General features: G+C 66.2%; 14 protein-coding genes. 4 read left to right on the plus strand and 10 right to left on the minus strand.

The features are described 5' to 3' along the window. Nucleotides 1-89 precede the first annotated feature (89 nt). The gene (locus E5675_RS17710) at nucleotides 90-1,196 is read right to left on the minus strand and encodes a phage portal protein (RefSeq protein WP_136175659.1); all 1,107 of its coding nucleotides are present in this window, start codon (nucleotides 1,194-1,196) and stop codon (nucleotides 90-92) included. 140 nt (nucleotides 1,197-1,336) lie between these two features. Here E5675_RS17710 and E5675_RS17715 point away from each other — a divergent pair, with 140 nt between their 5' ends. After that, nucleotides 1,337-1,756, plus strand: coding sequence for a hypothetical protein (locus E5675_RS17715; RefSeq protein ID WP_136175660.1), 420 nt, complete (start codon nucleotides 1,337-1,339; stop codon nucleotides 1,754-1,756). Between the two features lie 19 nt (nucleotides 1,757-1,775). On the opposite strand, the gene E5675_RS17720 is transcribed toward E5675_RS17715, so the two are convergent. The 5 genes from E5675_RS17720 to E5675_RS17740 all read right to left on the minus strand — a co-directional run bounded on the left by E5675_RS17720 (nucleotide 1,776) and on the right by E5675_RS17740 (nucleotide 7,298). Next, nucleotides 1,776-3,110 carry a terminase family protein gene (locus E5675_RS17720; RefSeq protein WP_136175661.1) on the minus strand — a complete coding sequence of 445 codons (1,335 nt, stop codon included), beginning with the start codon at nucleotides 3,108-3,110 and terminating at the stop codon, nucleotides 1,776-1,778. Between the two features lies 1 nt (nucleotide 3,111). After that, complete coding sequence (locus E5675_RS17725; RefSeq protein ID WP_136175662.1) at nucleotides 3,112-3,606, minus strand: hypothetical protein; 495 nt, start codon at nucleotides 3,604-3,606, stop codon at nucleotides 3,112-3,114. Nucleotides 3,607-3,787: 181 nt separating this feature from the next. Beyond that, nucleotides 3,788-5,965 (minus strand): TonB-dependent siderophore receptor, encoded by a 2,178-nt coding sequence (locus tag E5675_RS17730; protein WP_136175663.1) that lies wholly within the window; start codon nucleotides 5,963-5,965, stop codon nucleotides 3,788-3,790. 113 nt (nucleotides 5,966-6,078) lie between these two features. Next, nucleotides 6,079-6,552 (minus strand): OsmC family protein, encoded by a 474-nt coding sequence (locus E5675_RS17735; RefSeq protein WP_136175664.1) that lies wholly within the window; start codon nucleotides 6,550-6,552, stop codon nucleotides 6,079-6,081. A 50-nt stretch (nucleotides 6,553-6,602) separates the two neighbouring features. Further along, nucleotides 6,603-7,298, minus strand: a complete 696-nt coding sequence (locus E5675_RS17740) for a glutathione S-transferase family protein (protein ID WP_136175665.1) — start codon at nucleotides 7,296-7,298, stop codon at nucleotides 6,603-6,605. A gap of 176 nt (nucleotides 7,299-7,474) precedes the next feature. Between E5675_RS17740 and E5675_RS17745 the strand changes: the two genes are divergently transcribed. Further along, nucleotides 7,475-7,822 carry a helix-turn-helix domain-containing protein gene (locus E5675_RS17745; protein ID WP_136175666.1) on the plus strand — a complete coding sequence of 116 codons (348 nt, stop codon included), beginning with the start codon at nucleotides 7,475-7,477 and terminating at the stop codon, nucleotides 7,820-7,822. 165 nt (nucleotides 7,823-7,987) lie between these two features. Here E5675_RS17745 and E5675_RS17750 read toward each other — a convergent pair whose 3' ends face one another. From E5675_RS17750 to catB, 3 genes are all read right to left on the minus strand, one after another. Further along, on the minus strand, nucleotides 7,988-8,662 hold the full coding sequence (locus E5675_RS17750) for a thioredoxin family protein (protein WP_136175667.1): 675 nt from the start codon (nucleotides 8,660-8,662) through the stop codon (nucleotides 7,988-7,990). 29 nt (nucleotides 8,663-8,691) lie between these two features. Then, on the minus strand, nucleotides 8,692-10,791 hold the full coding sequence (locus tag E5675_RS17755) for a protein-disulfide reductase DsbD domain-containing protein (RefSeq protein ID WP_210727557.1): 2,100 nt from the start codon (nucleotides 10,789-10,791) through the stop codon (nucleotides 8,692-8,694). Nucleotides 10,792-10,976: 185 nt separating this feature from the next. Further along, nucleotides 10,977-11,609 (minus strand): type B chloramphenicol O-acetyltransferase, encoded by a 633-nt coding sequence (catB, locus tag E5675_RS17760; protein ID WP_136175668.1) that lies wholly within the window; start codon nucleotides 11,607-11,609, stop codon nucleotides 10,977-10,979. Between the two features lie 410 nt (nucleotides 11,610-12,019). Here catB and E5675_RS17765 point away from each other — a divergent pair, with 410 nt between their 5' ends. Next, on the plus strand, nucleotides 12,020-14,533 hold the full coding sequence (locus E5675_RS17765) for a TonB-dependent receptor (protein ID WP_136175669.1): 2,514 nt from the start codon (nucleotides 12,020-12,022) through the stop codon (nucleotides 14,531-14,533). Continuing rightward, the gene (locus E5675_RS17770; protein ID WP_136175670.1) at nucleotides 14,533-16,026 is read left to right on the plus strand and encodes a CehA/McbA family metallohydrolase; all 1,494 of its coding nucleotides are present in this window, start codon (nucleotides 14,533-14,535) and stop codon (nucleotides 16,024-16,026) included. The genes E5675_RS17765 and E5675_RS17770 overlap by 1 nt, the downstream gene beginning before the upstream one ends. 87 nt (nucleotides 16,027-16,113) lie before the next feature. Here the strand turns inward: E5675_RS17770 and E5675_RS17775 are convergent, their stop codons facing one another. Continuing rightward, nucleotides 16,114-19,626, minus strand: a complete 3,513-nt coding sequence (locus E5675_RS17775; RefSeq protein ID WP_136175671.1) for a CHAT domain-containing tetratricopeptide repeat protein — start codon at nucleotides 19,624-19,626, stop codon at nucleotides 16,114-16,116. Nucleotides 19,627-19,850: the final 224 nt, after the last annotated feature.

Raw genomic sequence — 19,850 nt, forward strand, 5'->3', positions numbered from 1 at the left:
CTCTTCGTCACCCCGGGCTTGACCCGGGGTCCCGCTTTTCGAGCGTCGCTGAGCGGAACCCCGGGTCAAGCCCGGGGTGACGGTCCAGTTCAATCCAACCCCAGCAACGCCTTCTTCTCGTCCGCGCTCAGCCAGTCGGCCGCCGACACCTCGCGCCACAGCGCCATCCGGTCCTCGGCCAGCGCCGGCACCCGGTCGAGATCGACGCGCAGCTCCGCCCCCGCAAACCAGCCCGAAAGTCCCTGCGCCACCGCCGCCAAAATCTTCGCGCAGAGCGGCAACACCGTCAGCCGCCACAGCGCCCGATTGGCCTCGCGATAATTGGCATAGGTCGCGTCCCCCGGCAGTCCGAGCAGCATCGGCGGCACCCCGAACGCCATCGCGATCTCGCGCGCGCTCGAATCTTTCAGCGCCAGGAAATCCATCTCGGCCGGCGACAGCGACAGCGCCTGCCACTTCAATCCGCCTTCGAGCAGCAACGGCCGCCCCGCATTCGCCCCGCCCGCGAAACTCTCGGCCAGCTCCTCGCGCAGCCGGTCGACCTGCTCGGCCGACAAGGGCATGCCCTTGTCGCCCGGGTCGTGCACCAGCGCCCCCGAAGGCCGCGCCGCATTGTCGAGCAGCGCCGCATTCCACTTCGCGGCGGCATTATGCGCCGCGATCGCACCCGCAGCCGCGCCCAGACACCCCGCGCCATAATGATCGTCGAGCGGATGCAGCGCCTTCACATGCACCACCGCCACGCGCCCGGCGCCATCTTCCGCCGGAAGCACCGCGGCACTACCGCCGGCTTTATAGCGATAGGCTACCGGCCACCCCCGCGCATCGGCCTCGACCGTCACCCGCTCGGGCCGCAGCGCAAACAGCTCCGCCGGCGCCCCCGCACCATCGGTCAATATCTGCACATAGCCATTGCCGTGGAGCAGCAGCTGCGACGCCAACGTCTCGACCAGCCCCTGCCCGCCCGAAGTGCCCGCAACGAGCGCCGCCAGCGCCGGGTCGCTCGCCACCACCGGCGCCGACCCCGCCGCCTCGGCAACAAGCCGCACCGCCCGCTGCACGATCGCATTGGACAAATAGCCCTCGCGAACCTGCGCCTCCCAGCTCAACGGCGCGGGCGCCGACCAGCTCCCATACACACGCGACAAAGCGGGCCGCGCAGGATGCTGCGCGGCCTTGCGGCCAAACCAGTTCATGATGATCTCCTATGTCGCGCCCAAGAGGGACAGTACCCTACCTCTCGTCACCCCGGGCTTGACCCGGGGCCTGCCTATTCCACTCGTTCGTAATCCCCGGACGCGTTGCATCCCGACGCGACGATGGCTAATTGCTCGCAATGCACGAAAACGACGTGACGGGACTGGAAAGCCAATTCAACGAAGCTTTTTACGTGCCCGCAAAGTACGGCTGGCAGTCCAGACGCGCTATGATCCACTGGATCGAGACGGCACATCTAGAAGTCGCGCTGGCCGGTCCGGTTTACAGCATCGTGACTTCCGGTGGCTGCAACTATGTATATAGCCGCGAGGATTATTATTTCCGGGGCGTCGATAATCCGGTGGCCTTGCGAAATCGACTGCTGCAATCGCACAGCCAGATGGTCGAGATCGTCGACAACTTCATGCCAACGTCCTCCCGCGAATCCGCAGACCTCGTTTCGATGCGTCAATTCGTATCCGACATAGGCAATGTCATCGAAGCAGCATGCGATATCGAGCAGAGGCGCTGGGACGATCAAAACAATCGACAAGCCTAACACCTGACTACCGTTCAGCCTAAACCACCCGCACCCCCGGCTCCTTCCCTCTCTTCAGCCCGTCCAGCAAAGCCGCCAGCGCCCAAACGCACGCATCCGCCCGATCGGGCGAGCGCCCCGGTCCCGCATAGCCGCCGCCCACCTGCAACCCGCAAAGCTGGTCTTCCAAGTCCGCGAACGCCCCCGCATGCACCACCCGCCCGCGCTCATAGGCGATCGCGACCGGCTCGGCGCGGCGCGCCTTGCCGACGCTCGCGTGCACCGGCACCACCGGCAGCGTCAGTTCGGCCTGCCGCAGCGTATTTTCGACCATCTCGCCGCCCATATTGCTCTCGGCGACCACGCGGTCGGCGCCCCAGCGCGCCGCCGCGCTCGCCACCGCCTGCGCCCACACCGCGGGCGGCGGGTTCAGGGCGCTCGCATCCTCGACCACCGCCAGCCGCCCGTCGCGCAGCAGCGCCGCGACGACGATCCCGCACGCATCACCCGTGCTCGTCGCGGGCGGATCGACGCCGATCACCACGCGCACCGGCTTGCCGATCTCGTCGGCGCCGATCCGGCACCGCTCGATCAGCCCCCGCGTCCATAACGCGCCCTCGACATCCTCCAACATCTCGCCATCGAGCTCCTGCCGCCCCAGCCGCGTGCCGCCGTAACTCGCGACCATCGCCTCCACGAAATTCGACGGCAGATACGCGTTGTCATTTGTCCCGCCGCGCGTTTCCTCAAACCCCGGCAGCGCCATGATCCGCCGCATCAGCGCGGTCGGCCGCGGCGTCGTGGTTACCAGCACACGCGGCGCGTCGCCCAGCCGCAATCCCATCATCAGATTGTCCCATGCCATATGGCCTTGCGGCCACTTCGCCAGTTCATCGCACCAAGCGACATGATGCTCGGGTCCGCGCAAATTTTCAGCCGCCGCCGCCGAATAGAGCGTCGCCACGGCGCCGCTGTCGAAATGCAGTTCGCGCAGGCTCTCGCGCCAAAGCGGCTCCTCATCCGACCGCGCGACCGCCAGCAGCCCGCTCGGCCCTTCGATCATCACCCGGCGTCCGTCGGCATCGTTCGCCGCAACCAGCGCGATCCGGGCTCCCGGTAACATCCGCGCCCATTCGCTGATCCATTCGGCACCCGCGCGCGTCTTGCCGAACCCGCGCCCCGCGCGAATCATCCAGATGCGCCAGTCGCCCGGCGGCTCGCATTGCCCCTCCTGCGCCCAACCTTGCCACCGCTCGATCAACTCGCGGCGATATTTATATGGAAGGTCGCGCATCAACCGTCGCAACTGGCCCGGCGTCAGCGTCGCCAACAGCTCCAACAGGTCGCCGACGACATCGCGCGTCGCCTGCGCCATGTTAGAGTTGATCCCAGCCGCGCTGGCGTCGCAATATGTCGATCCGCTTCAGCACATAGGCATCGGTCTCCTCCGACGTCGGCAGTTTGCCCTTGCCGAGGCGGAGGCTGCGCAGCTTACCGTCGCGAACGCTCCCTTCATGCCGCCCGAGAACCCGCAGCGCCTGCTCCATCGTCATCGGCGCAATTACCACGCCCTCGCCCTTTTCGTTTTCGCTCGGTGACTGGCCCTCGACAACTGCCAAAGCGGCATGGAGCAACCCGATCTCCAGCCGCTGATAACCGGCGTCGAGCGCGCCCTGCCAAGCGGCCGCGAACGCCGGGTCGCGCTGGCGTATCTTGTAAAAGGTCGAAAAGGCGACACCGACCCGCTCGGCCGACAGCGTGACGTTGCAGGTCTCGCTCAGATGCTGGATGAACTCGTCACGCTTGCCCTGCGAAATTTCGCGGCGCGAGCGCTTCGTCTTGACCAGCAATCGCCCTTTCCCGCTTTTCACCACCAAGTCCATCGCCACCTCCCAAGGCAATCGGGCCGGAAGGCCTCCCGCAAAACGGAAGGCCGCCGGCCCGACTCGCAATTCTTCATGATGTGATACTTGTGCCATATCAGCGTGACGATGTCAAGATATTTTCACCTATTAGGTTATATCGTCCGATCGTGCGCGATTTCGATGCCGCTTAAAACCCGTAACGCAGCGTCACGCGTGCATTGCGCGGTTCGCCATAGATGAAGCCGCCGAACCAGCTGTTGGTGTTGTAATAGCTCTTGTCGAAAACATTGTTGACATTGACCTGCACCGACCACGCCTCGGTCAGGGCGTAAGCGCCCATCAGGTTCACCAGAGCATATTCCTTTTGCCCAACCGGTTCATCCTGCCCGGTCACGGGATTGGGCGCCGTCTGCGGCGGCCGGCTTTCCCAGCGCAGCGAACCACCGAGGCTGAAGCCGCCCAACGCGCCGCCGAATTCATATTTGGTCGCCATGCGGAACACACGCCGCGGCTGGTGCGCCTGCACGTCTACGCCGTCCGGATCCTTCGCCTTGAAATGGCTCCACCCGACGCTGATGTCCCAACCTCGAAGCGGCTCGCCCTGCATCTCGAGTTCATAGCCCTTCGACACCACGCCCTTGGCGGGGCGCGAGGCGACGTCGGTGGTGCCGGGCACGAAATAGGGGTCGCCCGTTTCGGGATCGATGTCGGGAACGGCGAAATTGCTCTGCTCGACGCGGAAGACTGCCGCCGACGCGCGCAGCCGGCCGTTCATCAGGTCGGCCTTCAGCCCCGCTTCGTAATTGTCGCCCTCGAGCGGATCGAGATAGCGGCCGGTGCGGTCGCGCGCGGTCTGCGGGTTGAAGATGCTCGTATAGCTCGCATAGGCCGAGAAGAAATCGGTGAAGTCGAAGATCAGCCCCGCATAGGGTGTAAACACCCCCTTGTGCTCGATCCGATAGGCTTCGGGCGTGTAAAGCGCCTCCTCCTCGTCGCGCGTCCACGAACTCAACCGCCCGCCGGCGATCAGCTTCAGCCGGTCGAGAATCCGGAAACGCGTCACGCCATAGATGGCGGTCTGTTCGGTCGTGCCGAACCCGCTCATGCGATAGCGTTCGCCCCAGACGGGCTCGGGATAGCTGCCGTCCCAGTCGTGGAAATCGCCGACCGGGGCGACGCTCGCGGGGTCGGGGTCGCGATTGGTCCAGCCGCCCTTCTGGTGGCTGTACATCGCGCCGAACACCAGCTCGTGCTGCCGGCCGAAGAGCTGGTAATCGCCCTTGACCTGCAGGTTGGCGCTCCATTGCTTGGGCTTGGAAAGATACCAATAGGGCCATATGTCCATGCCCGTCCCGGTTTCGCGGTCGGGGTTGCCCCACAGCCAGATCAGCTTCGAATCCTCGACCTGTTCGAAATAGGAGAGGTCGCCGCGCAATTGCCAGCTGCCGCCCAGATCCTGCTCGAGCGACACGAACGCCGCCTTTTCGGTGGTGTCCCATTCGTTCCAGTCGGCGCCCGTGGTCTTCGAACGCGCCCAGTCGGGACGCGAGCCGTCGGCATACCAATAGGGCAGCTGCGCCCACATCACTCCGTCGCGCTCGTCGCGCTGATAGCTCGCGCCGGCGCGGAGCCGCGTGCCCGGGCCTAGATCGGCAGCGATCGTGCCATAGAGGGTAAAGCCGTTGCTGCTTTCGAGGTCGACAAAGGCATCCTGCGAATAGACCTCGGCGACGAGGCGCGCGCGCACCGATCCGTCGGCGGTCAGCGGCGCGCCGATGTCGATCAGCCCCGAATAATGATTCCACGAACCCGCTTCGAAATTCACGTCGCCGGTCAGCTCGCGCGCGTCGGCGCGCTTGCGGACCATGTTGATCGACGCCGAAGGCTCGCCCGCCCCCTGCAACAGGCCGGTCGCGCCGCGAATGACCTCGACCCGGTCATAGATGGCGGTGCTCGTCTCCTCGAGCCCGACATTGCCCGTCGCAAAGGGCAGGCCGTCGAGCTGGAAGGCGGTGATGTCGAAGCCGCGCGCCGACAGCAGGTTACGGCCGCGGTCGACGCGCTTCACCGAAAGCCCGGTGGTATATTCGAGCACGTCGGCGACCGTCGACGCCGCCTGGTCGTCGATTTGCTCGCGCGTGATGATCGTGATCGACTGCGGCGTCTCGCGCGGCGTCAGGTCGAGCCCGGTGGCCGCACTATTGCGGTCGATGCCGCTGCCATAGACGACGATCGTATCGTCCTTGCGGCCGCTCGCCCCGCCCTCTTCCTGCTCCGGCGCGGCTTCCTGCGCAAAGGCCGGAACCGAAAGAACGCTGGCGGCGAGCAGCGCGAATTTGAAGACTGGACGAAACGAACGAACCATGATGCCCCCGGATATCCGTGCGATGAACGGGGGCCGCCTAGACTAATTGCAACTGCGACGCAATAGAGATTAAAATCAGGTGGGATGCGCATTAGCCGACAGGATCGCTCCGGTCATCCGGCGACCGCATAACTCGCCTCATAGGACACGGGAAAATTCACCGAGCGCGCGATAAAGCAGACCTTGTGGATTTCATGGTGGATCGCATCCGCGCGCGCCAGATCGCTGCCCCGCTCGACGATGATATGCGGTTTGAGGATCGCGCGAACGAAGCGGCCCGCGCCGTCGGGCGTGCTTTCAGCCGCTCCTATAGGCGTGTCTTGATAGGATTGCACGACGATCCCGGCCTTGCTGGCCAGATGAAGATACCAGAGCATGTGACAGGCGGCGAGCGCCGACAGCAGCATGTCCTCGGGATTGGGCAGCGCCGGATTGCCGCCCAGCCGCGGATCGTTCGAACAATGGATGACCGGCTGGCCCGGCGTGGTCACGCTCCACGTGCGGTCATAGCCGCGATAGCTGCGCGTCCCGTCGCCGCGATTGCCGGTCCACTCGATACGGCTTGTAAAATCATGCCGGGTCGCCACGATCAGTCCTCCTCTTGAATTTGTTCAGCCAATGATCCGGCGCTATCGCCTCAGGCCGCAGCCGGCACCATCCGGATGGCGTCGCCGGGCACCAGATAGTCGTCGAACCAGATATGGGGAAGCGCATCGGCCTCGCGCATCCATTCGGCAACGGAGGCACGCTCGAGCAACGCCGCCGCCCAATTCCGCGAACGGGGCCAGCGTGCGAGGTCGAGGTCGTGACGGGTCAGCCGCACCACCGTCGGCACGAGCATCAGGTCCGCAAGGCTCAGAGCCCCGAACAGATACGGCCCGCCGCTCAGCTCGAGCGCCTGCTCGAGGCAGTCGAAGAGGCGTCGGCATTCGGCACTCTCGGCATCGGTCAGCGATCGCTTGAGCGGATAGAAAGCGCTTTCGAACGAGATTCGCGCACAAATCGCCGACAGCCCCGAATGCTGCCAGGCCACAAGCGATCGGGCGCGGGCGCGCGCCGCGCGGTCGGCGGGGAGCAACGCCCCGTCCGCGACATCGTTCGCATATTCCATGATCGCGACCGAATCGAAGATCGCCATTTGATCGACGACCAGCACGGGAACCATGGCCGGGGGCGAGAAAGCACCGATCCGTTCCAGATTCGCGAACCGTTGCGGCCGCCGGATGTCGACGACCTCCTCGTCAAAGTCGATCCCCGCCTCGCGCAACGCGAGCCACGCGCGCATCGCCCAGCTCGAGGCGTTTTTCGTTCCCGAATAGAGAAAAGGTTTCATGGCGAATGTCCCGAATAGTTGCTACGGATTTCATAGCGCGCTATCGAATCGATAGCAAGAATGCTTTGAAAACTGCGCCTTCCCAAGTCGGGCTAGCTATCAAAATGCTAGCACGCTACCAGCGGAGCCACGATCATCCGCACTCGCACAGGAACGTGCCAGCGCAGGAGAAACCCATGGCGAAACTGCCCAAACCCGGCCAGCCCGTTCGCGGATCGCGCTCCGGGGCGCCGATCATGGCGCTGTTCGATCTGCTCGGTCGCCGCTGGGCGATGGGGGTGCTCTGGACGCTTAGCGAAGGCGGAGCGATGACGTTCCGGGAACTCCAGGACCGGTGCGAGACGATCTCCCCATCGGTGCTCAACCAACGCCTCAGCGAACTAAAGGAGGCCGGATTCGTGACGCGATCGGCGCGCGGATATGTTCCGACGCCGCTCGGCGACCGCATCTACCGGCACCTCGTCCCCCTCGGGGCCGCGGCGCGCGATTGGTCCGATATTCTCGATCAAAGCGATCCGGTCTGAAGCCCTCTTCGATCGGGCGACGCGCCAGCGACGCAGCCGCCGTTCCGTTCGCCGACCTGCCGGCGCTCCCCGGCCCTGCACATACCGCCTGACGGGATTGCTGGCCGAATGACCGCGACCGCGGACGATCCGCGGCGCGACCATTTTTTCATCTGACCGGCCCGATCAGCCCTTGGCGGGAGCCGCCTCCGCACCATCGGCATATTTGATCGAACAGCCATAGGGCTGCGCGAACGCCGTAGTCACTGGCCGCCCCGCGGCATGATCGTCGAGCGCCGCGCGGACGAAGTTCTTCGCGCCCTCCAGATCCTCGACCTTGTTGGTCGGCTTGTCATCGATGCCGCCGGCGTAGATGATCCGTCCCTCGCCATCGATCACCCGCATGTCGGGGGTGGTCTTCGCATCATACGCCTTCCCCGTCGCGCCCGTAGGGTCGAGCAGCAGATGGGTGAAGCCCGCGTTGAAGCGCTGTTTCCAGTTTTTCGCGCTCTCGCCCTCGACAAAGCCTTGCTCGCCGGGCGCCGACGAGATGATCGTCAGCCAGACGACGCCGTCGGCGACCGCTTCCTTCTGCAGCGCCTGCATCGCCCCGCTATAATGTTTCTTCACATAGGGGCAGCCTTCGTTCGTCCATTCGAGAACCACGGTCTTGCCGCGGAAATCGGCCAGCGAAACTTGCTGACCATCGGCACTGGCAAGGGTGAAGGCGGGCGCCATCTGGCCCCCGGCGGTTTCGGTCGCCTGCCCGGCAGGAGCTTCGGCCGTCTTTTCGGCCGGCTGTCCGCAACCGGCGAGCAGCAACGCCGACGCGGCGGCGATCGAAAGCAACGCATGTTTCATGGTTCTTCTCCTCTCGGTCTTCAACATCTTCAAGCTTCCGCTCCGGCCCGTTTCACCGCATCGGCGACGATGCCCGGGGTCAGCAGCTGCGGCAATATTTCCGGCTCGGCCCTGCCGGGCGAATAGACGAGGTAGAGCGGGACGCCCGAGCGGCCGAACCGCTCGAGCTCGCGCGCGATCAGGTCGTCGCGCCGCGTCCAGTCGGCGACCATATAGACCGCGTCGGCGCCGCCAAACAGCGCGCGCGTTCCCTCACTGGCAAGCGCGGCGCGCTCGTTGACCTTGCACGTTACGCACCAGTCGGCGGTAAAATTCACGAACACGACTTTGCCCTCGGCGCGCGCCGCCGCGACGGCATCGGCCGACCAGGGCGTTTCGGCGGCCGTTTGCGAAGCCGCCGGCCCGGCGCCGGGCGCGAGCGACGCCGCCGACACCGCGACGACAGCCGCCGCCAGCAGCGACAATGTCGACGCGGCGGTCGTGCCGAACGCCTTGCGTCCCCCCATTCGCGCGCCCTGCCGCCAGCCCCAGAGGGTGAGGCCGAAGGCGAGCAACAGGCCGCCGGCCAGGATCAGCGCGAGGGCTTCGCCGCTCGTCTGGCGCGCGAACACCCAGACCAGCCAGAGCGCGGCGCCATACATCGGAAAGGCAAGGATCGACTTCAGCCGGTCCATCCAGGGTCCCGGCTTCGGAAAACGCGCGAGCACGCCCGGCGACAGGCTGATGACCAGATAGGGAAGCGCGAGCCCGAGCCCGAGCATCGCAAAAACGGCGAGCGCCATCGGTGCGGGCATCACGAGCGCCGCGCCGAGCGCGAAGGCCATGAAGGGCGCCGTACAGGGCGCGGCCACGACCACCGCGAGCACCCCGGTGAAAAAGGCGCCGGTTCCGCCGGGCAGGCGCGTCAGTCCGCCGCCCGCCCCGCTTCCCGAAAGGCCGACCTCGAAGGCGCCCGAAAGGCTGAGGCCAACCGCGAGCATCAGCAGCGCGAGCCCCGCCGTGACCGCGGGATTCTGAAGCTGAAACCCCCAACCCGCCGCCTCGCCCGCCGCGCGCAAGGCGAGCAGCGCGCCCGCCAGCAGGACGAAGGTCGTCAGCACGCCGAGCAGGAACGCGACTCCGTCGCGCCGTGCCTCGCGCGGATCGTGCGCCGAAGCGGACAGCGACGCGGCCTTCATCGCGAGGATCGGGAACACGCACGGCATCAGATTGAGGATCAGGCCGCCGATCAGCGCGAACAGCGCGGCTTGGGCGAAAAGCAGGAGGCTCGTTCCGCCGCCGTCCGCCGCCGGCGCTCCGCCCGGGTCAGCGACGACTTCCCATGCCCCGTCCGATGTCGCGACGACACCCCCCACCGGTTTGTCGAGACCACCCGCGAGCACGGCGCCGCCGGCCTTCATCCGGAGGATCAGGTCATCGCCCTTTCGTTCGCCGCGCTGAACCGCCGGATGCTCGACGATGCCCCCATCGAAGGGAAAGAAATAGGCATCTGCCGTATCGACACCGTTCAATGCCGCGCCGCGCAAGGTCAGCACAAGATCGGCGCCATCGCGCGCGATATGCGCATCGATGTCGGCGGGCCGCGGCGCCGCGTCGACGACGCGTTCGATCGCGGCTCCCTCGGCCTCGGTCAGTGGCGGCACCCCGTCGCGGACCGCTAGGTCGAGCTTCACCGTGCGCTCGTCGGGAACGCACATATCCTCGCTGCAGACCATCGAGAGGACCGTGACGCTCAGTGGCACGACCGATCCCGCTTTTGCCGTCCGCGGCACGTCGATCGGCACCGGCAGATAGACCTGGCGCGAATAGCCATAGTTCATCAGCCCCTTCACCGGCTGACGTTCGGGGAGCGGCCACAGAATCGGCCCCGCCGAAAAACCGGCCGGAAGCGTCCACGTCAATTCGGTCGCGCCACCCGAATCCCCCGGATTGCGCCAATAGGTATGCCATCCGGGCTCGATGTCCTGACGAACCGCGACGATCGCGGTCGATCCGGGCGCGGCCCATTGATTCATCGGCACCAGCGAGACCTCGACGTTCGCCGAAAACATCGGCTGGGCCGAACCCGGCGCGACGCCCGCCATCGCAATGAAAAATGCAAGGAAGATCAAACGGAGCGAAGCGATCATGGATGGACCTGTCGACAGCTTTCCAACGCGACGCCCCGGTTTGCCGCGGGACAGGAGCATCACGACTTTGTCGCAACATTATGGCAGAATCAAATATCCTGATCGAAGCTGTCCGCGACGCAAGGCCGGCCGAGCGGATTTGGGACATGGGGCGAGAAGGCCGCGCCCTCCCACCCCATGCCGCCTCAGCGCGAACCGCCGGCCAGCCAATATTCGTGCAGCGCCTCTACCTTTCCGTCGGTGAGGAGCGGCATGGCCGCGTGCAATTGCTCGTCGGTCCAGTCCCACCATCGCATTTCGAGCAGCAAGGCGATGCGCGCCGCGTCGAAACGCGTCCGGATCGGCGCGGCGGGGTTGCCGCCGACGATCGAATAGGGCGCGACGTCTCGCGTGACCACGGCGCGCGTTGCGATCACCGCGCCGTCGCCGATCCGGACGCCGGGCATCACGATCGCCTCGGACCCGATCCACACATCGTTGCCGACCACCGTGTCGCCCGCCGGCTCGAAGCCGTTGCGCGCGCCCCCGAACGCCGGAACCTCCGGCATCCAGTAAAAGGGAAAGGTGCTGATCCAGTCGTGCCGATGCCCCTGATTGCCGGCCATGATGAAGGCGGCGCCCGATCCGATCGAACAGAAACTGCCGATCACCAGCTTGTCGGCGTCGCTGTCGGGAAGGATGAACCGCGCGCAATCGTCGAAGCTGTGACCGTGATAATAGCCCGAATAATAGCTGAAGCGACCCACGCGAATATTGGGATGGCTCACCTGTTTGTCGAGCGTGATGCCCTTGAAGGGGCTTTCAAAAAAATTTGTCATTTCATGTACCTGAAGAAACGCCGGCACGCGCATGCCGCCGCTGCGAAGGCAATCGCCTCCATTCAGGCGCTTCGTTCGGAGCGCCTGTTCATGTTCCTCGCGTCAGCCGACCGGGAACCCGATGGAGGTGGTACATGGTGCCGATTTCATCGAGGCGACGCCTAGCATCCGGCCTCGAGCAAGGCAAATTGAGGCACCCGATAAATTGCCGCCAGCGGCCTTTCTCCATCGGCACATTGTTCCGGCACCGCTCGCCGGAAGCCTCGATCTCCGTCGCCGCCCGCGGCGTGTCATGTCGGTGCATCATGATTGTCATGGCCGCGTCGTATCGCGGCCATCGAAACGCAACCCTGCGCGCCTAGCGGACGTGCCGACCGCAATCGGCGGCAATCCAATCCAGGGGTTTCAGAATGACGATCAGAGGTCTTGCCTCCGCCAGCCTATTTGTTCTTTTTGCGAGCACAAGCAGCGTCGCGCTGGCGCAGTCGGATGCCGACGACACATCCGCCGCCGCGGCCGAATCGCAGGGCGAGGAGATCGTCGTGACCGGCCGCGCCGGCGCCGGCGACCGCACGCGGATCGACACCAGCTATGCGATCACTTCGATCGACAATGACATGCTGCGTTCGCGCGCGCCCTCGAGCGTCACCGAAGCGCTGAAGTCGGTCCCCGGTTTCTGGGTCGAGGCATCGGGCGGCGAAGGCAGCGGCAACGTCCGCGCGCGCGGCATTCCGGTCGACGGCTTCGGATCGATCACCCTGCTCGAAAACGGCCTGCCGGTGCAGCATGACCCCTCGCTCGGCTATCTCAACGCCGACCAGGCCTTTCGGATCGACGAATCGATCGAACGCATCGAGGTGGTCCGCGGCGGTCCGTCGTCGATCTTCTATTCGAACGCGCCCGGCGGCGCGGTCAATTTCATCACCCGCCAGCCCACCGACGAAATGACCGGTGTCGCGCGCATCCTCTATGGCCCGACCGCCGACCTGTTCCGCTTCGACGGCTGGGTCGGCGCGCCGCTCGGCAACGGGTGGAGCTTTGGTGTCGGCGGCTATTATCGCAAGGAGGATGGCGTCCGCGACCCCGGCTTCACCGGCAATCAGGGCGGACAGGTCCGCGCCGACTTGGGATATGATTTCGGCGATGGTCGGATCACGCTCGGGTACAAGCGGATCGACGACAGCACGATCTTCTACACCGGCATTCCGCTCACCAAGGACCGCAAGGGCGACATCGTCGGCCTTCCCGGCTTCAACCCGCATTATGGCACGACGGCAAGCCGGGCGACCGCTTTCCTGACGCTGCGCGACGCCAATGGCCCGGTCCAGTTCGACAATGCCGACGGCACCGACGTCAATCTCGACCAGTTCAGCCTGCTCGCCGAATGGGAGTTCGCGCCGGGCTGGAAACTCAGCAACCGTGCGCGCTACCGCGATTCGCTGACGGTGCGCAACGGCGTCTATCCGGCCTCGATCAGCACCGCGGCCGCCTTTCTCAACCAGAATAGCGCGTCGCTCCTCGCCGCCTTCCCGGGTGCGACGAGCATCCAGCTGCGTTACAGCGACACGGGCGAGGCGTTCGACGTCACCGGCCAGAACGGCAATGGCGATGTCTTCATCAACGCGGCGCGACCGGTCACGGTCGACGAGAGCGAGTTTCTGAACGATCTCCGCCTCGCGCACAGTTTCGACATGGGCGGCACGACGCATGACTTCGCCATCGGCTTCTATTACGCGCGGATCGAGGAGACCTTCCGCCGCTATTCGGCATCGACGCTGCAGGACGTGTCGGACAATTCGCGCCTCCTCGACCTCGTCGCGCTGAACGGCGCCGGGCAGGTCGTCGGCGCCGCAACCGAAAATGGCGTCGTCCGCTACGGCTCCGAATTCGCGAACGGCAGCGGTACGCAGGACACATTCGCGCTTTATGCCGCGGACGAATGGCAAATCCTTCCCTCGCTGCGCCTCGACGCCGGTATCCGTTGGGAAACGGTCAAGACCCGCGGCGCGCAAGAGGGCAGCCGTACGGTCGATCTCGGCAACGCGGCGACGCTCGCCGACAACAATGTGCTGACCGGAAACGGCGTCTTCACGCCCTTCGACAAGAAATTCGACAAGGTCGGCTACACGGTGGGTGCCGATTGGCAGTTCGCGCCGCGCGCCGGAGTCTTCGCGCGCTACACTTCGGCTTTTCGTCTGCCGAGCGTCGGCAACTTCATCACCAGCGCCACCGCCGTTCCGCGCACGCAGGGCATCGACCTTTGGGAAGCGGGCCTCAAATATCAGTCGCGCTTCGCCAGCGTCTATCTCACCGGCTTCCTCACCGACTTCAACTCCTACGGGATCGGCAACACGCGGTTCGACCCCGACACCAACGGCTATGTGTCGCAGACGATCTACACCGACACGCGCGCCTATGGCGTCGAGTTCGAAGGCACGGTGCGGCCGGCGCCCTGGTTCGATTTCACGCTCAACGCGACCTGGCAGGACCCGACCTTCCGCAACCTGCGCTTCGACGAGCTCACGACGGTCGACGGACAGCAGACGCTGGTGCCGCGGGACTATACGGGCAATCAGCTGATCCGCGTCCCGAAGATCGCGCTGCGTGCGACGCCCGCGGTGACGCTGCTCGATGACCGGCTGCGCGCGCAGCTCGACGTCGAACATTATACGAAGCGCTTCGCCGACGCGGCGAACATATCGAAGCTTCCGGCCTACACGGTCCTCAACGCCAGTGTCCGCTTCCGCGTCACCGACCAGATCACGCTTTGGGCCTATGGCGACAATCTCACCAACGAAATCGGACTGACCGAAGGCAATCCGCGCGCGGGCGAACTCACCAGCGGGCAGGCCAACGACCTGTTGTTCATCGGGCGTCCGATCGTCGGCCGGAATTTCCGCTTCGCGGTGGACTTCCGCTTCTGATGTGGACCCGGGCAACCCTGTTTGCCGCTGCGCTGGCGATCGCCGGCGCAGCGGCGGCGGCCGAACCGTCGCAGCCGGACGTCACGGTTGCGGGCGAGATCAGCGGCGCCGATCATCAGACCTATCGCGAAGTGCCGTTCGACGTGCCCGAGGGCACCGAACGGATCACCGTGACGCTGACCTATGACAAGGCGAACCGGACGGTCGTCGACATGGGGGTCTGGGATCCGGCGCGTTTCCGTGGCTGGAGCGGCGGCACGCGCGACCGCTTCACGATCGCGCCGAGCGATGCGACGCCCGGCTATCTTGCCGGGGCGCTGCCGTCGGGACGCTGGCGCGTGTTGCTGGGCGTTCCCAACGCGCGAAAGGACAGCCGGGCGGCCTATTCGGTCAATGTCTTCTTCGATCGCGCAGGGCAGTCGCGCGCCAGCGCCGCGATCGCCGATCCGCCGATCAAAACCGAACCGGGTTGGTATCGCGGCGACCTTCACATGCACGATGCGCACAGCGACGGCAGCTGCCAAAGCCGCGGCGGCCGAAAAGTGCCGTGCCCGCTGTTCCGTACCGTCCTCGCCGCCGCCGATGCGGGGCTCGATTTCATCGCGGTCACCGACCACAACACCACCGCGCATTTCGGCGGCCTGCGCGAGCTCCAGCCCTATTTCGACACGATGCTGCTGATCCCCGGTATCGAGGTGACGACATTCGGCGGCCACGCCAATATTTTCGGCCCCGCCCGTTTCGTCGATTTTCGCGTCGGGACGGCCGGCGTGCCCGATGTCGACGCCTTGCAGCGCGACGCCGCAGCATCGGGCGCGATCCTGTCGCTCAATCATCCCGCCCTGCCATCGGGTGAGCAGTGCATGGGCTGCGGCTGGACCTGGCCCGACACCGATTACGACAAGGTTGCCGCGATCGAGGCGATCAACGGGACGATGACCGAGGGCCCCTTCGCCGGGCTTGGTTTCTGGTATGCGCGGCTGAACGAAGGGCACCGGCTGACCGGCATTGCAGCCAGCGACAATCACGATCCCGACGTCGCGCCAGGCAAATCCCCGCCCGGCCCGGCGCCGATCGGCCGGCCGCGAACGGTCGTTCATGCGCGCGCGCTCTCGACGCCGGCGATCCTGAACGGCATCCGCGCCGGCAATGTGTTCATCGACGTCGAGGGAACGCGCACGCGGCTCCTGGAAGTCGAAGCCGCGGCAGACGGACGACGTGCCGCGATGGGGGAGGTGTTACCGGGACGCCGCCCCACGACGATCCGGGCGCATATAAGGGACGCCGCGGGGTCTTCCGCCGAACTGATCCTCAACGGCCAGCCGACCGGCGCGCGTCATCCGGTCGCGTCGGACGATGCCCGGCTGACGCTGGTGTTGAAAGCCGAAAAGGCTTGCGGCTGGGCCGCCGTCAATGTTCGCAGTAGCGAAGGCAAGCTGCTGCTGGTCGGCAATCCGGTCTATTTGTCCTGCGATACGGTCCGGCCGCAATAAGGGCGCGGCCGGACCGGCGGGAAGTGCGCGCCGAAAAGACGGGGGACCGCCATTTTCAAGACCGTCCGGGCCGATCGTCGATTCGGTCTAGTCGTCGCGGTTGGCGATGTTGGTGAAGGCGGCCCAGGCGGAAGGATGCGCCCAGCCGGCTTTCCAGCCCGCGATCGCCGAGCCGTCGGCACGCTTGCCGCTGCGCACCGCCTTCATGCCCATCTGCAGCGCCTCGGCGCGCGAGGTTCCGGGGTTTGCGCGGCGCGCGGTCAGCGTTTCGACCGTGAGCACCGCGGTCGCCTGATCCGATACGCGCCAGTGGCTCGCGAGCAGCGCGTCGGCGCCCGCGTAGAGGAAACCGCGCGCGAGCGCCGACAGACTGTCGCCGCCGCCCGAATTTACGGCCGAGGCGGTGTTGCACGCCGACAGGATCACCCAGTCGGCCGACAGCGTCAGCCGTGCGGCCTCGGTCGCGGTGAGCAGGCCGTCGTCGGTATCGCTCGCGACGCTAGGCGGGGTGAGCACCAGCCCGGGCTCGCCGAACCCCAGCTCGGGATCGGGAAGCAGGCCGTGCGTGGCGATCGCGACGATGTCGCTCGTCGGCAGCGCCGGATCGCGGCGCAGCGCCGCCTCGGTGGCATCGCGCTCGAGCGTGAGGCTGACCGGCGCGGCGCCGAACAGCTCGGCCATCGCCGCGAGCTCGACTTTGGTACCGGGCAAGGGGGCGAGCTTGCGGAGCGCGTCGGGGTCGGCCAGCGGCGAGCCCGCGGCCGACACCCCGTCGAAGACGCCGACCCCCGCCGCGGCGCGCGATCCCGTATCGCCGCCGAGCAGCACGGGCGCGCCATAGCCACGAAAACTCTTGCTCCGCCGTTCTCCCCGCGCCGCGACGGGCAGCATCAACGCCGCGACCGACGGCAGGCTGGTGAAGGCATAGCGATCGGCGAGCCATCCCGCGCGGGCAAGCGTGTCGGGGTCGGCCAGGTCGGCGCCTTCGGGCAAGGGGGTCGACGACAGCATCGCGAGCGGCAGGTCGCCGAGCTTGCCCGAGCTCGCGACATACAGGCGCCGCGTGTCCTTCAGCAGCGGTTCGACCGGTGCGATCAGCTCCTTGTAGAGCGCGTGCGCGATGTCGAGATCGAAGCGGCGATGCCCCTCGAGCTCGCGCGTCGTCATCGGCAGCGCGTCGAGTTCGGCCTTGCGCGCCGCCGAACAGGTCGCGAAGTCGACATCGCAGCGAAGGTCGGAAATCTGTTTCAGGATGACGTCGATCTCTTGCGCCGGCCGGCTCCAGCCAACGGCGTCGGGGGTGACGACAAAGAGGTGAAAGGTGTTCGCAGCCTCGGTCATCATCAGCAAGGCTTCGCCCGGCCGCAGCGCCTTCTGCGCTTCGGCAAGCCCGACCGGGCGCGGCGACACGAGCTGGCGGTACGACGGATATTTCTTGTCGATCAGCGCGCCGATGTCGGCGAGTTCGGCCTGCACGCCGTCGAGTTCGCCGCGCAGCCGCGCAGCCTCGACGGATTTCCGGTCGCCGAGCGCGCGGAGCAGATTCTTGTCGATGACGTTCGCGCGCGCGGCCAGATCCTGCTCGCGGCGCACCGCTTCCGCCATTTGCGGCGTCTTCGCGGCGCTGCGCGCGGCGGACTGCAGCACCGCGCGCCCCGAAGCCGAGCTGTTCGCATCCTGCGCCGCCCGAAAGGCAAGGTCCTGAAGTCGCGACTGCCCGGCTGCTTCGCGCGTATCGCTCATCAGGCCGAAGGCCGCATTCATATAGGTGGTGAAGGTACCGCGGTTGGGGTCGACCTGTTGCCGGTCGAGCGCCGACAAGGCGACGGCGTTGCCGCCCGCCGCGGTCCGGTCGTTGAGTCGCCGCACGATCGCGACCGCCTTGGCAGCCGCCGCCTCGGCTTCGGCCGCCTTGCCCTGCCGCAGCAGGCTCGCGGCAAGACCGCTATAGGCATGCGCGGTCTCGACGTGCGATTCGCCGAGGCTGCGCTGGCGGATCCCCAGCGCCTGGCGGTAATAGGGCTCGGCCGCTTCGTCGCCGGCGCGATCGAGACCGCCCCGGCGAACCAGCGCCGCGGCGACGCTGGCATAGCCATCGGCGGTGAGCGGATGGTCCTCGCCGAGCAGGCGGCGGCGGATGTCCAGCGCCTTGATCGCCATCTCGGCGCCCTCGGCATGCCGGCCGAGCAGGCTGAGCGTCGTGCCGAGGCTGGCAAAGGCATGCGCGGTCTCGGGATTGTCTTCGCCGAACTTGGCCCGAAAGATGCCGAGCGCCTCGCGCATCAGCGGTTCGGCGGCTTCGGGGCCGAGATTATAGGCGAGGTTGATCAGCTGCGTCGCATAGGAGGGATGGTCCGCCCCCGCGACGCTCTTCTGGATTTCGATCCCGCGCCGGTACATCGGCTCGGCTTCGTCGAAGCGGCCCTGCTGGACCAGATTATGCGCGACATTGCCGTACATGATGGCGGTGCGATGGCTGCTTTCGCCGAACGCCTGCCGCGTGATGTCGAGCGCCTTGCGCAGCAGAGGTTCGATCGCCGACGGCGGCAGCCCGCGGTTTTCCATGATCAGCGCGACATTGCTATAGGCCTCGCCGGTCAGGGGGTGGGTGTCGCCAAGCGCCTTGACCCGGATCGCGAGTGCCTTGCGATAGGTGGCGTCGGCTTCCTCATAGCGTCCCTGCAGCCGCAGGCTGTTGGCGACCGCGGTATAGCCGAGCGCCGCCTCGGCGCTTTCGTCGCCCTTGGCCGCGCGCCACAGGTCGAGCGCCTTGTTCGCTGCTGCCGAGGCCTCGTCATAGCGCCCGATTTCGGAGAAATTCGCCGAAACATTATAATGGCTGAGCGCGATGTCGGCAGGATCGCTGTCAGGCAGCGCCTCCTCGATCGCCAGCACCTTGGCAAAGACGGGCGCCGCCTCGTCGAAGCGCCCGAGGGTGCTGAGCACGGTCGCGAGATTGCCGTAATTCGCCGCGGTCTCGCGGTGATTTTCGCCATGGACCGCGATGCTCGCCTCGACCGCTTCGCGGTACAGCGGTTCGGCGCCCTTCATGTCGCCGCTTTCGGCCATGGCACGCGCCAGATTGCTGGTCGCGATGATCGACTTGGAGTGGTGCTTGCCATTGTTCGCGAGGCGCGCCGCGAGGATCGCGCGGCGCAGCGGGATAGCTTCCACGGGGCGACCCTGCGCCATATAATTGGCCGAGAGGCGGGCGTAGGCGAGCAAGGTCTCGTCGTCGCTTTCGCCGAGCGACGCCCGGTTGATCGCGAGCAGCTGCTTCAGGAAGGGCTCGGCCTCCTTCAGCCGCCCCTCGTCCTCCAGCACGCCCGCGAGCAGCCGATAGCCCATGCTGGTGATCAGATTGTCGGCGCCGTACCGCTTCGTCGCTTCGCCGGTCCAGCGCCGGTAGACCGCCTCCGCGTCGCGCCGTTTGCCCGCGCGTTCGAGATCCATGCCGCGATTGAGGAGGTCGATCAGCTCCTGTTCGTCGCCGTCGAGCTTGGCGGGTGGCGACGTTTCGTGCGCGAACCCCGTCGGCGCGATCGTCCACAGCGGCGCCGCGAGGAGAAGAGCGAAAAAGCTAAGTCGGCGGCTGGCCATGGCGCTGCATTTCCCTGTTTTTACCCAACATACAGAATATCTTGAGTTATTGTCATCCGTTCGCGCTAGGACAAGGCGCGCGGCGGCGTTGTGACCACGGTCACGCCCGGTCGATATCGCTCGAAGCGCGCTTCACTAAGCGACGACAGGCCTTCCGTACGCGAGCACGCTCGACGCGGGCTCGGCTGATCGTCGCCCGTTGCGGCGGACCCATGGGTTATGCT

This window comes from Sphingopyxis sp. PAMC25046 (genome assembly GCF_004795895.1).
In the GTDB taxonomy this organism is placed as follows: Bacteria; Pseudomonadota; Alphaproteobacteria; order Sphingomonadales; family Sphingomonadaceae; genus Sphingopyxis.

Bases quoted from the DNA above. Each gene is read 5' to 3' on its own strand.
- E5675_RS17720 (WP_136175661.1), bottom strand. From the start codon at position 3,110: ATGGCGCAGGCGACGCGCGATGTCGTCGGCGACCTGTTGGAGCTGTTG.
- E5675_RS17770 (WP_136175670.1), top strand. From the start codon at position 14,533: ATGTGGACCCGGGCAACCCTGTTTGCCGCTGCGCTGGCGATCGCCGGC.
- E5675_RS17745 (WP_136175666.1), top strand. From the start codon at position 7,475: ATGGCGAAACTGCCCAAACCCGGCCAGCCCGTTCGCGGATCGCGCTCC.
- E5675_RS17710 (WP_136175659.1), bottom strand. From the start codon at position 1,196: ATGAACTGGTTTGGCCGCAAGGCCGCGCAGCATCCTGCGCGGCCCGCT.
- E5675_RS17755 (WP_210727557.1), bottom strand. From the start codon at position 10,791: ATGATCGCTTCGCTCCGTTTGATCTTCCTTGCATTTTTCATTGCGATG.
- E5675_RS17775 (WP_136175671.1), bottom strand. From the start codon at position 19,626: ATGGCCAGCCGCCGACTTAGCTTTTTCGCTCTTCTCCTCGCGGCGCCG.
- E5675_RS17715 (WP_136175660.1), top strand. From the start codon at position 1,337: ATGCACGAAAACGACGTGACGGGACTGGAAAGCCAATTCAACGAAGCT.
- E5675_RS17750 (WP_136175667.1), bottom strand. From the start codon at position 8,662: ATGAAACATGCGTTGCTTTCGATCGCCGCCGCGTCGGCGTTGCTGCTC.
- catB (WP_136175668.1), bottom strand. From the start codon at position 11,609: ATGACAAATTTTTTTGAAAGCCCCTTCAAGGGCATCACGCTCGACAAA.
- E5675_RS17740 (WP_136175665.1), bottom strand. From the start codon at position 7,298: ATGAAACCTTTTCTCTATTCGGGAACGAAAAACGCCTCGAGCTGGGCG.
- E5675_RS17765 (WP_136175669.1), top strand. From the start codon at position 12,020: ATGACGATCAGAGGTCTTGCCTCCGCCAGCCTATTTGTTCTTTTTGCG.
- E5675_RS17730 (WP_136175663.1), bottom strand. From the start codon at position 5,965: ATGGTTCGTTCGTTTCGTCCAGTCTTCAAATTCGCGCTGCTCGCCGCC.